The sequence below is a fragment of the Thioalkalivibrio sp. ALJ21 genome (genome assembly GCF_000378605.1).
Taxonomy (GTDB): domain Bacteria; phylum Pseudomonadota; class Gammaproteobacteria; order Ectothiorhodospirales; family Ectothiorhodospiraceae; genus Thioalkalivibrio.
This window is the reverse complement of record NZ_KB905156.1, coordinates 520,690-533,281: the sequence shown is the minus strand read 5'-3', so window position 1 is coordinate 533,281 and position 12,592 is coordinate 520,690. Positions and strand designations below refer to the sequence as shown.

At 67.6% G+C, this 12,592-nt stretch carries 13 protein-coding genes; 10 read left to right on the top strand and 3 right to left on the bottom strand.

Annotated features, from left to right (window positions below; translation table 11 throughout):
- Positions 1 to 51 precede the first annotated feature (51 nt).
- A complete protein-coding gene (locus F579_RS0108615) occupies positions 52 to 489 on the bottom strand; it encodes a hypothetical protein (RefSeq protein ID WP_026148128.1) in 438 nt (145 codons plus the stop codon).
- Between the two features lie 155 nt (positions 490 to 644).
- Here F579_RS0108615 and F579_RS0108610 point away from each other — a divergent pair, with 155 nt between their 5' ends.
- Entirely contained in the window at positions 645 to 881 is a 237-nt protein-coding gene (locus F579_RS0108610; protein WP_019023575.1) for a GDCCVxC domain-containing (seleno)protein, read from the top strand.
- A gap of 16 nt (positions 882 to 897) precedes the next feature.
- Here F579_RS0108610 and F579_RS0108605 read toward each other — a convergent pair whose 3' ends face one another.
- Positions 898 to 2,163, bottom strand: a complete 1,266-nt coding sequence (locus F579_RS0108605) for a 6-phosphofructokinase (RefSeq protein WP_019023576.1) — start codon at positions 2,161 to 2,163, stop codon at positions 898 to 900.
- A 220-nt stretch (positions 2,164 to 2,383) separates the two neighbouring features.
- Here F579_RS0108605 and F579_RS0108600 point away from each other — a divergent pair, with 220 nt between their 5' ends.
- The 4 genes from F579_RS0108600 to F579_RS0108585 all read left to right on the top strand — a co-directional run bounded on the left by F579_RS0108600 (position 2,384) and on the right by F579_RS0108585 (position 6,796).
- Positions 2,384 to 3,397: a class 1 fructose-bisphosphatase gene (locus F579_RS0108600; protein ID WP_019023577.1), complete on the top strand. Its 1,014-nt coding sequence runs from the start codon at positions 2,384 to 2,386 to the stop codon at positions 3,395 to 3,397.
- A 107-nt stretch (positions 3,398 to 3,504) separates the two neighbouring features.
- Positions 3,505 to 4,476 carry a chromate resistance protein ChrB domain-containing protein gene (locus F579_RS0108595; RefSeq protein ID WP_019023578.1) on the top strand — a complete coding sequence of 324 codons (972 nt, stop codon included), beginning with the start codon at positions 3,505 to 3,507 and terminating at the stop codon, positions 4,474 to 4,476.
- A complete protein-coding gene (gene chrA, locus F579_RS0108590) occupies positions 4,473 to 5,825 on the top strand; it encodes a chromate efflux transporter (RefSeq protein ID WP_019023579.1) in 1,353 nt (450 codons plus the stop codon). Before F579_RS0108595 ends, chrA begins: the two co-directional genes overlap by 4 nt.
- Positions 5,826 to 5,836: 11 nt before the next feature.
- Positions 5,837 to 6,796, top strand: coding sequence for an MBL fold metallo-hydrolase (locus F579_RS0108585; RefSeq protein WP_019023580.1), 960 nt, complete (start codon positions 5,837 to 5,839; stop codon positions 6,794 to 6,796).
- A 59-nt stretch (positions 6,797 to 6,855) separates the two neighbouring features.
- On the opposite strand, the gene F579_RS0108580 is transcribed toward F579_RS0108585, so the two are convergent.
- Positions 6,856 to 7,851, bottom strand: a complete 996-nt coding sequence (locus F579_RS0108580; RefSeq protein ID WP_019023581.1) for a 2-hydroxyacid dehydrogenase — start codon at positions 7,849 to 7,851, stop codon at positions 6,856 to 6,858.
- 160 nt (positions 7,852 to 8,011) lie between these two features.
- Here F579_RS0108580 and F579_RS0108575 point away from each other — a divergent pair, with 160 nt between their 5' ends.
- Genes F579_RS0108575 through F579_RS0108555 form a run of 5 tightly spaced genes read left to right on the top strand, consistent with a single transcriptional unit; the run spans position 8,012 to position 12,536 of the window.
- A complete protein-coding gene (locus tag F579_RS0108575; RefSeq protein ID WP_019023582.1) occupies positions 8,012 to 9,124 on the top strand; it encodes a sulfite reductase subunit A in 1,113 nt (370 codons plus the stop codon).
- Entirely contained in the window at positions 9,121 to 9,594 is a 474-nt protein-coding gene (locus F579_RS0108570) for a cyclic nucleotide-binding domain-containing protein (protein WP_019023583.1), read from the top strand. The genes F579_RS0108575 and F579_RS0108570 overlap by 4 nt, the downstream gene beginning before the upstream one ends.
- Positions 9,584 to 10,456, top strand: coding sequence for an FAD/NAD(P)-binding protein (locus F579_RS0108565; protein ID WP_019023584.1), 873 nt, complete (start codon positions 9,584 to 9,586; stop codon positions 10,454 to 10,456). Before F579_RS0108570 ends, F579_RS0108565 begins: the two co-directional genes overlap by 11 nt.
- Entirely contained in the window at positions 10,453 to 11,241 is a 789-nt protein-coding gene (locus F579_RS0108560) for an oxidoreductase (RefSeq protein WP_019023585.1), read from the top strand. The genes F579_RS0108565 and F579_RS0108560 overlap by 4 nt, the downstream gene beginning before the upstream one ends.
- Positions 11,238 to 12,536 (top strand): Ni/Fe hydrogenase subunit alpha, encoded by a 1,299-nt coding sequence (locus F579_RS0108555; protein WP_019023586.1) that lies wholly within the window; start codon positions 11,238 to 11,240, stop codon positions 12,534 to 12,536. Before F579_RS0108560 ends, F579_RS0108555 begins: the two co-directional genes overlap by 4 nt.
- Positions 12,537 to 12,592: the final 56 nt, after the last annotated feature.

Genomic DNA, 12,592 nt, shown 5'->3' with positions numbered 1-12,592 from the left:
ACGCTATCAAGACCCGTTCAGGGGAACACGGACCACGAAACGCGAACTGGATCAGCTCTCTTCGGGCGGATCGACCTTTTCGATGTCGTACTCGAGCACTTCGACCGAACGCGCCCAGGCCCCGCCGCAGACGCTGTCATCGCGCGTGCGCTCGCGCATGTCGCCCGGCGCAATCGTGCCAAAGCGGCGCACCGTGGTGCGCACGTCATCGTCGAGCTCGCCAGGGCAGGTGTAGGCCGTCTTGGTCACGGTCACATCGACGTAGTCTTCGCTCTCGTTCACGACGCGCCACTCGCCGCGCACGTTGTCGCAGCCATGATCGCGCAGCCGGTATTCGACCTTGACGTCATCGGGCGAACCATCGGCCGGTAGCCAGTAAGCACCTTGTGCCGACACCGTGCCCGGGGCGGCGAAAGCCCCCATCAAGGCGACTGCCGCAAAGCCCGCCAGCGTCCGGTTCAGGGTTTGGCTCTTCATGATCTCCTCCACAGTCTCTGGACTTCGGCTGGCCCTCTTGCGTGGCCTTTATCACACATTAGACGTCCGGCTTGCGCTGGCTACTCCGTTTCCGGGTAGCACACGGGGTTTTTCCTCCCGCCGACGCCTTGTACATTGCAATTTTGCCGCCATCGCCTGAAACGCAGATGAATGAAATCGTCGCGGAATCGACGCTGACCTGCCCCCGATGCGGTCACGAGAAGACCGAAACGATGCCCACCGATGCCTGCCAGTGGTTCTACGAGTGCACCGGCTGCGGCAGCCTGCTGAAGCCGTTGCCGGGGGATTGCTGCGTCTTCTGTTCCTACGGGACTGTGCCCTGCCCGCCCATCCAGCAAGAGGGCCCCGGCGGCTGCTGCCGGCCGAACGACGCGTCGGAATAGCAGGCCCGGGTACTCGCTAGTCGGTCTTGACGTCGTACGGGGGGCAACGTTTGGGCAAGAGCTCGCCGCGCAGGCGCGGATAGCAGGGCAGGCCCTGCTCGAATGGCGGGGCGTCCTCGCCCTGAATCAGCGGGCGCAGGTAGTCGCGCGCGGCCTGGGTGATGCCGTAGCCATCCGGAGTGATGTAGTTGCGCGGCATGCCCTGCTCGATATCGGCGACGGTCTCGAGCGGGGTAAAGCCGATGCTCCAGCGATAGGGCTTGCTGGAGTCGCGCCGAATGATCGGCATGAAGGCATCCTCGCCGGCGACCACCCCCTCCACCGCCGCGCGGCCACAGGCATAGGCCTGCTCCACGTCCACCTTCGACGCGATATGGCGCGCGGCGCGCTGGATGTAGTCCACCACCGCCCAGTGCAGCTTGTGCCCGGTCTCCTCGCGAATCAGCTCGGCCAGGCGCGGGGCGGCGCCCCCGAGCTGGGTGTAGGCGTAAACATCGTGGCTCTGCGCGACCGAGAACAGGCCGCCGTCGGGATTCTTCAGCCCCTCGGAGACGACCACCACACAATACCCGTGACGCTCGATGGTGCGGTTCAGGTGGTCCAGGAAGTCGTCCTGGTCGAACGGGACCTCGGCGAACAGGATCAGCATCGGCGGCTGGCCGTCGAACTCCTGCGCCAGCGCCGCAGCGGCCGCCAGCCAGCCGGCATGGCGACCCATCACCTCCATCACGAACACCTTGGTGGAGCTGGTATGCATGGACTCGACGTCCAGGCTGGCCTCGCGCACTGCCGTGGCGATGAACTTGGCGGCTGAGCCAAACCCCGGGCTGGAGTCGGTCACGGCCAGGTCGTTGTCGATCGTCTTGGGTACGCCGATCGCCTTGATCGGAAAGCCCATGCGTTCACCCATCTTCGCGATCTTCAGCGCCGTGTCCATGGAGCCGCCACCGCCGTTGTAAAAGAAGGTGCCGATGTCATGGGCGCGGAACACCTCGACCAGGCGTTCATACTGCCCTGGGTCCTTGTCCGGGTCGCCGAGATCGAAGCGGCAGGAACCGAACGCCCCGCCCGGCGTATGGCGCAGGGCGGCCAGGGTCAGCGGGTCCTCGTGGTCGAGGTCGATGATCTCTTCGCGCAGCACACCCAGGATGCCGTCGCGCGCCGCATAGATCTGGCCGAAATGGGCCGGGTGGGCGCGGACCGCCTCGATCACCCCCCAGGCACTGGCGTTGATGACGGCGGTGACCCCGCCCGACTGGGCGTACAGCGCGTTCTGCGGCATATAAATCCTCCATTTTTGTTGGGGGTCCCGAATGGCGAGCAAACGCAGTGCCAGGGCCGTCGCGTCGCCATCAGTGCTACAGATCGGCCACATAGGGTGCTTTTGCTACACTATGCCGCCTTTGACACCCGGCGCGCCGGGGCCGTTCGCCCCGCGACGGGGCTGCTGTGCCCCATTTCGCGCCGTGTCGCCCGATTCACAACAGCATCAGGATTGCATCATGCATATCGGTACCACTCTGACCAACTGCATCATCGAAACCCAGCGCGGCATCCAGGGCGCAACCGGCGAATTCACCGGTCTGCTGAACGACATCTCCGTGGCGTGCAAAAAGATCTCCAACCTCGTCGACAAGGGCGATCTGGTCGGCGTGCTCGGCTCCGCCGGCTCCGAGAACGTGCAGGGCGAGACGCAGAAGAAGCTCGACATCATCACCAACGAGGTGTTTATCGAGAGCCTGAGCCACAACGGCCATGCGGCCGGCCTCGCCTCCGAGGAGATGGAAGAGATCTGCGAGATGCCGGCCGACGCGCCGCGCGGTCATTATCTGGTCCTGTTCGACCCGCTGGACGGCTCCTCCAACATCGATGTGAACGTCTCCGTGGGCACGATCTTCTCGATCCTGAAGGCCCCCGAGGGCGTGACCGATCCGAAGACCGAAGACTTCCTGCAGCCGGGCACCAAGCAGGTCGCCGCCGGTTACTGCCTGTACGGCCCGTCCACCATGATGGTCATGGCCACCGGCCAGGGCGTGAAGATGTTCACGCTGGACAAGGACTTCGGGGAATTTCTGCTGACCAAGGACACCGTGCAGATCCCGGAGGACACCCAGGAGTTTGCCGTCAACATGTCCAACAGCCGTTTCTGGGAAGCGCCGATGAAGCGCTACATCGACGAGTGCCTGGCCGGCAAGGAAGGCCCGCGCGGCAAGGACTTCAACATGCGCTGGGTCGCCTCCATGGTCGCCGAGGTGCACCGCATCCTGTGCCGCGGCGGGGTGTTCATGTACCCGATGGACACGAAGATGCAGGCCAAGGGCACGACCGGCAAGCTGCGCCTGATGTACGAGGCCAATCCGATGAGCTTCATCGTCGAACAGGCCGGCGGCGCCGCCACCACCGGCCGCGAGCGCATCATGGACATCAGCCCCGAAGGCATCCACCAGCGCGTGCCGGTGGTCCTGGGCGCGAAGAACGAAGTGGAGCGCATCACCAGTTACCACAACGAGGGCTGATCGCCACGCCCTCGGCAGCGTAAGCCCGGCCCCGCAAGGCGCCGGGCTTTTTTGTGCCTGGTACACGGAATTTGTAACGTCCATTACATTGCTGATATATATGTAACATGGACCCTGCGGATACCGACTGGCAGCTGCTCATCCTCGCCTTTCAGAGCGGGCAGGACTCGACCCGGGTCCGGCTCTGGCGCGCGCTGAAGGCGCTCGGCGCCGCCACGCTGCGCGACGGCGTCTACCTGCTGCCCAATCGCCCGGATCTGCGCGACGCTCTGCTGGAACTGGCGGAATCCGCACGGGCGGCGGGCAACCAGGCCTACCACCTGCCGGTGGCCGCCAACGCCGAAGAGCAGGCGCATTACCGCAGCCTGTTCGATCGCGAGGCCGACTACCGTACGCTGCAGACCAGCGCCGAGACCCTGCTGGGCCAGCTGCCCGGACTGGGCGAGGCCGAACTGCTCAAGCGCCTGCGCCAGGTCCACCGCGAGGCGGAGCAGCTGCGCCGCACCGATTACTTCCCGGGCCCCGGACGCGGCCCACTGGAGGCCCAGCTGGCCCGGCTCGAAGCCGCAGCCCAGTCGATGCTCTCGCCGGACGAACCATCGCCCGCGCCGGATTCCGGAATCCCCCGCCTGGACCCGGCGGACTACCGGGGCCGGCTATGGGCCACGCGCGCGGCCATGTGGGTGGACCGGGTCGCCAGTGCCTGGCTGATCCGCGAATTCATCGACCCGGAAGCCCGCTTCGTCTGGATTCCCACCCCGGCCGACTGCCCGACCGAGGCCCTGGGCTTCGACTTCGACGGGGCCGCCTTCACCCACGTTGGCGACCGCGTCACCTTCGAGGTCCTGCTGGCCGCCTTCGGCCTGGAGCGCGACAGCGGTCTGGCCGGACTGGCCGAGATGGTGCACTTCCTGGATGTGGGGGGGCGTCCCATCCCCGAGGCGGCGGGCTTCGAAAGCATCCTGACCGGGGCCAAACAGCAGTGCGCGGACGACGACGCCCTGCTGGCCCGCGTGACCCCGGTGCTGCACGACCTCCGCCAGGCCTATGAACAACAATCCGGACACAACACCGAATGACCGATCCCCGACACTCCGCGACCCAACGACCCGACCCGCCCACTCGGGCCGAGGCCTTTCGCTACTGGCTGAAACTCGGCTTCATCAGCTTTGGCGGTGCCGCCGGGCAGATCGGGATGATGCACGAGGAGCTGGTGGAGCGGCGCCGCTGGGTCTCCGAGAACCGCTTCCTGCATGCGCTGAACTACACGATGGTGCTGCCGGGTCCCGAGGCGCAGCAGCTGGCGACCTATCTCGGCTGGCTGCTGCACGGGACCTTCGGCGGTCTGATGGCCGGGCTGCTGTTCATCCTGCCTTCGCTGTTCCTGATGATCGGTTTGTCCTGGGTGTACCTGGCCTTTGGCGATGTACCGGCGGTGGAGGCCGTGTTCTATGGCATCAAGCCGGCGGTGGTCGCGATCATCGTCTACGCGGGCTGGCGCATCGGCGGACGGGTACTCAACAATGGCCTGCTGTGGCTGATGGCCATTGCGGCTTTCCTGGCGATATTCGCGCTCAACATCCCGTTCCCGTACATCATCATCACGGCGGGTATCCTCGGCTGGCTGGGCAGCCGCGTCTGGCCAGAGCGCTTCCAGAGCGGCGAATCGCACGGGGCCGGCAGTGTCGAGTCCCGTGGCCCGGCGGTGGTGGACGACGACACGCCGCCCGCCCCCTGGATGCAGTTCCGCTGGCCACGGGTCATCCGCTTTCTGGTGGTGGGCCTGGGCCTGTGGGCCGTTGTGTTCGGGACGCTGCTCGCCGTGTTCGGCTGGGATGCCACGCTGACTCGCATGGGGCAGTTCTTCACCCAGACTGCGCTGGTTACCTTCGGCGGCGCATATGCGGTGCTGCCCTATGTCTACCAGGGCGGGGTGGAGACCTATGGCTGGCTGAGCCCGACGCAGATGATCGACGGCCTGGCCCTGGGTGAATCCACACCCGGCCCGCTGATCATGGTGGTCACGTTTGTCGGCTTCATCGGTGGCTGGACGCAGGCCTTCCTGGGACCGGATCAGATCGTGCTGGCCGCCCTGCTCGGGGCCCTGGTCGCGACCTTCTTCACCTTCCTGCCGTCGTTCCTGTTCATCCTGGTCGGCGCACCGCTGGTCGAGCGCACCCGCGGGGACCTGCACTTTACCGGCCCGCTGACGGGGATCACCGCCGCTGTGGTCGGGGTGATCGTGAACCTTGCCGTCTTCTTTACCTGGCACGTCCTGTGGCCGGACGGATTCGAGGGGACCTTCGAGTGGTTCTCCGCCCTGCTGGGCATCGCTGCCTTCATCGCCCTGGCCCGCTTCCGGGTCGGGATTATCCCGCTGATCGCTATCTGTGCCGTTCTGGGCGCCGGGTATCAGCTTCTACTCTAGGAGTACGTGACATGCTGAAAAACACACGCAACAGGGCCCTGCTTGTTCTGGCCCTGGCGGCTTTTGTTCTAAGCCCGATGCTCGCGGCCAAGGAGGCGCCCATCCTGCCGGAACCCGAGGCTGTCTCGGACCATGCCCACGCCTGGATCGGGCCGTACGGCGGGCCGGACACCGAGAACCAGGGGTTTCGCATGAACCTCGGCTACGTGGTCGGCGAAGACGCCGTGGCCGTGATCGATTCCGGCCACACCCCGGAAATGGCCAGGGAGATGCTGGAGCACATTCGTGCCACAACCGACAAGCCGGTGCGCTACGTAATCAACACCAACTCGCAACCACACCGCTTCATGGGCAATGACGTCTTCCGCGAGGCCGGGGCCGACATCCTGGCCGCGCCAGAGGCCGTCGACCGCATGCAGGGGAACGCCTCGATGTTCGCCATGCAGCTCGAGAACGCGCTGGATCGGCCGGAAGGCTCCACCGAGCACCCCGAACCGCCGAACGTGATGGTCGAGGATCGCGAGGAACTGGACCTGGGTGGTGTCACGTTGACGGTTCGCCATGTGGGCAGCGCCCACACCCACGGCAGCCTGATCGCGGTAGTCGAGCCCGACAACGTCGTGTTTGCCGGTGACGTGCTCTACGGGGGGCGCCTGCTGGCCGTCCTGCCCGACGGCAGCATGGAGGGTTGGCTGGAGGCCTACGAACTCCTGCAGGACGACTACGCGGATGCGAAGTTCATCCCGGGCCACGGTGAACCGGGCGCACTGTCGATCTTCGACCACCCGACCCACGACTACCTGCGCGCGCTGTGGGACCACATGTTTGAGGCGGCGGACATGGGCACCGACATGCAGTCCGCGATCCGCGCCTTTGACGACTCGCCCTGGCAGGATCTGGCCGACTTCGACGACCTGGCCCCGCGCAATACGAATATCGCCTATCAGGAAGCCGAAAGCGCCCTGTTCTAGTTGCGGCTGGACCCGTGTCTTCCTCCGGGACCGAGTGCCCGGGGGAAGGCATGACGCTATCAGACGACGCGGCCCTCGGGTTGCACGTCCGGATCCTGGTGCAGGGTGGTCAGGTTGGCGACGGTGGTGTCGGCGATGTTGGTCAGCGCCTCGTGGGTCAGGAAAGCCTGGTGGCCGGTGACCAGCACGTCGTCGCGCTGCATCAGCCGCGCCAGGCGCCGGTCCGGCAGACCGGCCAGTGACCAGTCGTGGAAGAACAGGCCCGCCTCGGCCTCGTAGACATCCAGCGCAAATCCGCCCAGCTGACCGGAGTCCAGCGCGACCTCGGCGGCATCGGTATCCACCAGCGCCCCGCGTGCGGTATTGATCAGAAAGGCCCCGCGCGGCATCCGCGCCAGGGTATCGGCATTGATCATGTGCCGGTTCTCCGGCGTCATCGGGCAGCTCAGGCTGACCACCGAGGACTCCGCCAGCAGCGCATCCAGGTCTCGATACTCCACCCCCGCTTCCTGCAGCTCCGCATTCGGGTAGGGGTCGTGCGCGAGCACCCGGCAGCCAAAGCCGAGCATGATTCGGGCAAAGGCCTGGCCGATCCGCCCGGTGCCCACCACACCCACGGTGCGCCCGACCAGATCGAAGCCCGTCAGGTGGTCGAGCCGGAAATCGCCACGCCGGGTCCGGTCCCAGGCCCGGTGCACCCGGCGGTTCAGCGTCATCAAGAGGGCGACCGCATGCTCCGCGATCGCGTTCGGGGAGTAGGCCGGAACCCGCCCCACGCGCACGCCGCGCTCGCGGGCCCGCGCCACATCCAGATTGTCGTACCCGGAGCAGCGCAGCGCGATCACGTGGATGCCCTGATCCGCCAGCCCGTCAATCACCCGGCGGTGCAGGTCGTCGTTGGTGAACACGCAGACCGCATCGGTGCCCCGGGCCAGGTGCACCGTCTCCGCGGTCAGGCGCTCGGCGTACACCACCGGCACCATGCCGGCGGCCACCAGCGCCGGGATCAGATGCTCGCGATCATGCTGCTGGGTACTGAAGACGGCGACCTTCATCGGTTCTCCCGGGTGTTGCCTGGATTTCGCCCCAGCATAACCGGGAACGACCCCCCTCCGGGCTGGATCGCGGTCCGGGGTTGGCGCACTATAATTTCAGCCACGGTCGCCCATCGACTGAACGTCGATGCAGGCTGCGGTAAGCGTTCGAGGATGCCCCATGCATGTGATCGCCCCACAAGCCGTGGATACGCTGATCCGCCTGCTGGCCGGTGATGGCTACGAGGTGGTGGGTCCGACGCGGCGCGACGGGGCGATCGTCTACGACCGCGTGCAAGGCCTGGATGACCTGCCGGCGGGCTGGGGGGACGAGCACGCCCCCGGCCACTACCGCCTGCGCGAGCGTGACGACGAGGCCCTGTTCGGCTACGTGGTCGGGCCGCACTCCTGGAAGAAGTACCTGTTCCCGTCCGAGGAGACCCTGTTCCGACTGACCCGCCAGCCGGACGGCAGCTTCGTGACCGAGCCGGGCGAGCCGGCACCGCCCCGGCGCGCGTTCATCGGCATGCGCGCCTGCGAGCTGGCGGCGATCGCCGTGCAGGACCGGGTGTTCCTGGGCCAGGCGGTGCAGGACCGCGGCTATGCGGCGCGGCGTCGGGACGTGTTCATGGTCGCGGCCCACTGTGCCGAGCCCGGCGGTACCTGCTTCTGTGCCTCGATGGATACCGGACCGCGCGCCCGCGAGGGCTTCGACCTGGCCCTGACCGAGGTGATCGACGCTACGCAGCATTTCCTGGTCATCGAGGCGGGGAGCGAGGCGGGGCGCGCGATGTTCGAGCGTCTGGAGCCGCGCCCGGCCAGCGACGCGGAACAGGTTGCGGCGGAACGGGTATGGGCCGAGGCCCCGGAAAAGATGGGCCGGCAGATGCCCGGCGACGCGCGCGAGGTGCTGAACCGGGCCTTCGAGCACCCGCGCTGGGAGGAGACCGCCGAGCGCTGCCTGTCCTGCTCCAACTGCACCCTGGTCTGCCCCACCTGTTTCTGTTCCCAGGTCGAGGAGGTGCCCGATCTGGAAGGCCAGCGCACCGAGCGCGTGCGGCGCTGGGACTCCTGCTTCAACCAGGAGCACTCGCACCTGGTCGGCGGGCCGCACCGTGACTCGGTGGCCGCGCGCTACCGCCAGTGGATCACCCACAAGCTGGCCACCTGGCACGACCAGTTCGACACCTCCGGCTGTGTCGGCTGCGGGCGCTGTATCACCTGGTGCCCGGTCGGGATCGACATCACCGAGGAGGTCACCGCGGTGCGCCGTGATGCGGAGGGCTCGCCATGAAGGAGCTGCTGTCCATCCTCGAACAGCAGCCGTTCTTCGAGGACTTCGACCCGAAGCACCTGCGCCTGCTGGCGGCCTGCGCGGCCGAGCGCAGCTACGAATCCGGCGCGCGGCTGATGCGCGACCACGAACCGACCGAGACCTTCTGGCTGATCCGCGCAGGCCAGGTCGCGCTGGAGAGCCGGCTGCGCGAAGGCACCGTCCCGTTCCAGACGCTGGGGCCCGGCGATATCCTCGGCTGGTCCTGGCTGCTGCCGCCGTACCGGGCAAGCTACGACGCCCGGGCGGTCAGCGACCTGCACACCCTGCGCTTCGACGCCGGCGTGCTGCGCGAGCGCATGGAGGCCGACCCGGTCTTCGGCTACGCGTTGCTCAAGCACTTCACCGCACTGATCGTGCAGCGGCTGCAGGCCGCGCGCCTGCAGGGGCTGGACATCTACCAGAACGGGGGGCCGGGTCATGTCGCCTGAGTCCGCGGTCGCGCTGCCCGACCAGGCGATGGCGCCGCGCCCCTGGCGCATCCGTGCCCGCCACGCCGAGATTGCCAGCGACGAGGTCTTCAGCTGGACGCTCGAGCCCGAAGCGGACTCCGGCACCGATGCCGACTCGAACACGCCCCCGGCGCCCGGGCAGTTCAACATGCTCTATCTGCCGGGCGTGGGCGAGGTGCCGATCTCGGTCTCCGCCATCACCGACGACGGCGGCATCGTCCACACCACCCGCGCGGTCGGCAGCGTGACCCGCGCGATGCAGGACCTGGGACCCGGGGCGGTGGTGGGGCTGCGCGGGCCGTTCGGCACGGCCTGGCCGCTCGAGCAGGCGCGCGGGCGCGACCTGGTGCTGGTCGCCGGTGGCATCGGCCTGGCCCCGCTGCGCCCGGTGATCCACGCGGCGCTGGAACGGCGCGCCGACTTCGGACGGGTGGTGGTCTGCTACGGTGCACGCTCGCCCGGGGACATGATCTTTCGTGACGAGCTGGAGGCCTGGGGCGCGCACGACGATCTCGACCTGCGCATTACCGTGGATCGCGGCACCGCCGCGTGGCGCGGCGATGTCGGCGTGGTCACCCAGCTCGTCGATCGTGGCGGCTTCGATCGGCGCAACACGCTGGCGATGACCTGCGGCCCGGAGGTGATGATGCGCTTCACCGCCGCCGCGCTGGAGCGCCGCGGCCTGAAGCCGGAGGACATCTACGTGTCCATGGAGCGCAACATGCGCTGCGCGGTGGGCTTTTGCGGCCACTGCCAGATCGGGTCGCAGTTCGTCTGCCGCGACGGCCCCGTGTTCCCCTACCCGGTGATGGAGCCGGCCTTCCGGATACGCGAGCTATGAGACGGGAACAACCGACCCTCGCGGTATTCAAGTTCGCCTCCTGCGACGGCTGTCAGCTCAGCCTGCTCGACTGCGAGGACGAGCTGCTGGCGGTGACCGACCGGGTACGGATTGCCCACTTCCCCGAGGCCACCCGCACCCGCATCGACGGCCCCTGGGACCTCACCCTGGTCGAGGGCTCGATCACCACGCCCCAGGCGGCGGAGGAGATCCGCGAGATCCGCCGCGCATCGAAGTTCCTGGTGACCATCGGCGCCTGCGCCACCACCGGCGGCATCCAGGCCCTGCGCAACTTCGCCGATGTCGAGGCGTTCACCCGCCAGGTCTACGCCCACCCGGAATACATCGAGACCCTGGCCACCTCGGATGCGATCAGCCAGCACGTGCCGGTGGACTTCGAGCTGCGCGGCTGCCCGATCGACAAGTACCAGCTGCTGGAGGTCATCAGCGCCTTCCTCTACGGCCGCCGCCCGCAGATCTCCAGCGCCAGCGTCTGCGAGGAGTGCAAGCGGGCGGGGCAGGTCTGCGTGATGGTCGCCCACGGCACGCCTTGCCTGGGTCCGGTCACCCACGCCGGCTGCGGCGCGCTGTGCCCCGGCTGCCACCGCGGCTGCTACGGCTGCTTCGGCCCCAAGGAGACGCCCAACGCGCCCGGCCTGTCCGGGCAGCTGGAGGCCCTCGGCATGGAGCGCGCCACCCGCGTGCGTTTCTACCGCACCTTCAATGCCGGCGCCGACGCCTTCCGCGAGGAGAGCGAGCGCGAAGAATCAGGAAACGGACCATGAGCGAGACCCGCACCATCGAAGTCGACTACCTCGCGCGCGTGGAGGGCGAGGGCGCGATGTACGTGCGCACCGAAGGCGACCGTGTGGAGGAGGTGAAGCTGTCGATCTTCGAGGCCCCGCGCTTCTTCGAGGGCTTCCTGCGCGGGCGCGACTTCCGCGAGGCCCCGGACATCACCGCGCGCATCTGCGGCATCTGCCCGATTGCCTACCAGCTGGGTGCCTCGCTGGCGATGGAGGACGTCTGCGGCGTGACCGTAGACGGCGTGCTGCAGGACCTGCGCCGGCTGGCCTACTGCGGCGAATGGATCGAGAGCCACGCCCTGCACGTGTTCATGCTCCACCTGCCGGACTTCCTCGGCTATCCCGACGCGGTCACCGCCGCGAAGGACCACCCGGACATGGTGCGCAACGGCCTGCGCATCAAGAAGATCGGCAACTCCATCCTGCGCCTTTTGGGCGGGCGCGAGATCCACCCGGTCAATCTGCGCGTGGGCGGCTTCTACCGCACGCCGACGCCTGCCGAGGTCGCCGGGCTGCGCGAGGACCTGGCCTGGGGCCTGGAGGCTGCCTCCGAGGTGGCCGAATTCCTCGCCACCCTCGACTATCCGAACCTGGAGCGCGATTACGAGTTCGTGTCACTGGTGCACCCGGACGAATACCCGATCACCCACGGCCGGCTTGGCTCGAGCAGTGGTCTGGACGCCGCCATCCGTGATTACGACGACGTCTTCACCGAGGAGCACGTGGCCCACTCCAACGCCCTGCACAGCCACCGCTCCGACAGTGGCGAACCGGTGTTCATGGGCCCGCTGGCGCGCTTCGCCCTGAACCGCGAACGCCTCACCCCGCGCGCCGCCGAGCTGGCCGAGCGCGCCGGGCTGGGCGCGGCCTGCCGCAACCCGTTCCGCAGCATCCAGGTGCGCATGATCGAGATCGTGCTCGCCTTCGAGGAGGCCCTGCGTCTGGTCGACGGCTACCGGGCCGCACCGGCCGAACCCGCGCTGCCGGTCACCCCGCGTGCCGGCACCGGCTTCGCCGCCACCGAGGCCCCACGCGGCATCTGCTACCACCGCTACAGCATCGACGAAGCCGGCCTCATCACCGACGCCAAGATCGTCCCGCCCACCTCGGTCAACCAGCCCACCATCGAGGCCGACCTGCGCGAACTGGTGCAGACCCATCTTCATCTGCCGGACGACGAACTGCGCCACCACTGCGAGGTCGCCATCCGCAACTACGACCCCTGCATCTCCTGCGCCACCCACTTCCTCGACCTCACCGTCGACCGCCAGTAAGGCCCTGCGCGAAGGAGCGCTTGACTCTCCGAGAGCAAAAAACACCATTCTGGTAT

Coding starts and splice junctions, on each gene's coding strand:
- F579_RS0108610 (WP_019023575.1), top strand. CDS start 645: ATGAATGAAATCGTCGCGGAATCGACGCTGACCTGCCCCCGATGCGGT.
- F579_RS0108605 (WP_019023576.1), bottom strand. CDS start 2,163: ATGCCGCAGAACGCGCTGTACGCCCAGTCGGGCGGGGTCACCGCCGTC.
- F579_RS0108600 (WP_019023577.1), top strand. CDS start 2,384: ATGCATATCGGTACCACTCTGACCAACTGCATCATCGAAACCCAGCGC.
- F579_RS0108595 (WP_019023578.1), top strand. CDS start 3,505: ATGGACCCTGCGGATACCGACTGGCAGCTGCTCATCCTCGCCTTTCAG.
- chrA (WP_019023579.1), top strand. CDS start 4,473: ATGACCGATCCCCGACACTCCGCGACCCAACGACCCGACCCGCCCACT.
- F579_RS0108585 (WP_019023580.1), top strand. CDS start 5,837: ATGCTGAAAAACACACGCAACAGGGCCCTGCTTGTTCTGGCCCTGGCG.
- F579_RS0108580 (WP_019023581.1), bottom strand. CDS start 7,851: ATGAAGGTCGCCGTCTTCAGTACCCAGCAGCATGATCGCGAGCATCTG.
- F579_RS0108575 (WP_019023582.1), top strand. CDS start 8,012: ATGCATGTGATCGCCCCACAAGCCGTGGATACGCTGATCCGCCTGCTG.
- F579_RS0108570 (WP_019023583.1), top strand. CDS start 9,121: ATGAAGGAGCTGCTGTCCATCCTCGAACAGCAGCCGTTCTTCGAGGAC.
- F579_RS0108565 (WP_019023584.1), top strand. CDS start 9,584: ATGTCGCCTGAGTCCGCGGTCGCGCTGCCCGACCAGGCGATGGCGCCG.
- F579_RS0108560 (WP_019023585.1), top strand. CDS start 10,453: ATGAGACGGGAACAACCGACCCTCGCGGTATTCAAGTTCGCCTCCTGC.
- F579_RS0108555 (WP_019023586.1), top strand. CDS start 11,238: ATGAGCGAGACCCGCACCATCGAAGTCGACTACCTCGCGCGCGTGGAG.